1 protein-coding gene is annotated in these 1,543 nt (G+C 64.1%); it reads right to left on the bottom strand.

The features are described 5' to 3' along the window. Positions 1-7: 7 nt before the first annotated feature. On the bottom strand, positions 8-1,423 hold the full coding sequence (locus VQ02_RS12060) for an IS4 family transposase (RefSeq protein WP_048444441.1): 1,416 nt from the start codon (positions 1,421-1,423) through the stop codon (positions 8-10). Positions 1,424-1,543 lie beyond the last annotated feature (120 nt).

Raw genomic sequence — 1,543 nt, 5'->3', positions numbered from 1 at the left:
CTTCCTTTTACCCACATCCTGGGGATGTCTGGGCGAGGGCGGCTCCGAGCGCAATGTCGGTGAGCCGTGCAAAGCCACGCCATATGACGAGATTGCCGGGCGGCGGATCGCGTGAGCGGGCGAGGTAGCCACCGAGGCGCGCAACCTTCACCACGTAGGCAAAGAGGGATCGCTCACCGGCCGGCGAGTCGGGCACGAGACGGTCAAGCAGCGCGATCTCGTGGTCGGTCACGGCGAGGTGCGGGTCTGCTTGCGGCGCCGAGCGACCGATCATGGTCGTCCAGAACACCCGCCACGCCAGGATGCAGTACACGGCGATGAGCTTGACCAAGCGCTCGGCCGTGCGCAGCCGCGCGTGCTCGGCGCGGCAGCCTGTCTTCAGGATATGGTGAAACACCTCGATCTTCCAGCGCCGGGCATACCAATCCAACTTCTCGACGGCCTGCTCGGGGCTGTCCACGAGCAAGTCGGTGATCAGCCGCCAGTCGATCGCTGGACGATCCTTCGGCGTTTCCGGCTCACGTGCGTACAGGACGGTGAGTGACAGCGGGGGATAGCGCTTCTGCTTGCCGATCGGCGGCAGAACCGTGATGCGGCGATAGCGGAGTTCGACCGAGGCGGTGACGAGCCGCCCTCGCTGATCGCGAACCTCGACCCGATGAAGGCCTTGGACGGCGACCTCATCCATCTCGTTGGCGATCGTGTGCTGGCCGTCACCGGCCAGCCGATCCACGCAGCTGCGCACGATGAAGTGTGTGCCGAGGTCATGGGCCAGAGAAAACAATTCGTAGATGTCGCTCTCGCGGTCACCGACATGCACGCAACGGTCCGGCGCGGCAAACAGCGATGTGGACTGGCGAAGGTTCTCCAGCCAGCGGAAGCTCTCTTTCTGCTCGATCGGCACGCGGGTCGGATTGACCTTGCGCTTGAGCGCATTCGTGCCCTTGAACTTCTGCCGCGACCAGAACTTCACCGCTGCAAGCCCGAGCGGCAGGCCGTCAGTGGTCACCGCGAGCGAGGCATGCATGAGCAGGCCACACAGCGTGTGCATGCGAACCTGACCTGCCTTGTCGCGCCCAGTGTTGACGGTGCGGGTGATCCCGACGGCCTCATGGCTCTCGCGCTGGAACGTGAACTCGGTCGTATCCTGGAGGACCAGTATAGGGCCGTCACTGGCCCGCACACGCTCGCGTGTCGATGCGAAGTGGCCCGACAGGATCTGCGCCTCGCTGACCCGTTCGTTGGAAAAGAAACGGTAAGCGGCTTTGGTGCTGGCCCAGTCCTGGCAGGCAAACGGCAGGCTGGCGCCGAGGCTGCGGTCCATCTGTCCGACGAGCCGGTGCAAACGCTGCTCGAGGCGGGCATCGGCGAAAGTGCTACCGGCGAGTTCCTCTTCCCACCGGCACCGTGTGGCAACGGGCATGGAAAACCTCGTCTTCCAAGGGTTCAGGTGCCTCTCAACCAAACACCGGTGAGGCCGATCCCGCAACGCTCCAAGCTTGACCATAGATGTGGGTAAAAGGAAGCGTCACCGAGCGCTTAC

It is taken from the genome of Methylobacterium variabile, assembly GCF_001043975.1.
GTDB classification, from domain to species: domain Bacteria; phylum Pseudomonadota; class Alphaproteobacteria; order Rhizobiales; family Beijerinckiaceae; genus Methylobacterium; species Methylobacterium variabile.
Note: the sequence above shows the minus strand (reverse complement) of the source record. Positions and strands in the feature narration are given on the sequence as shown.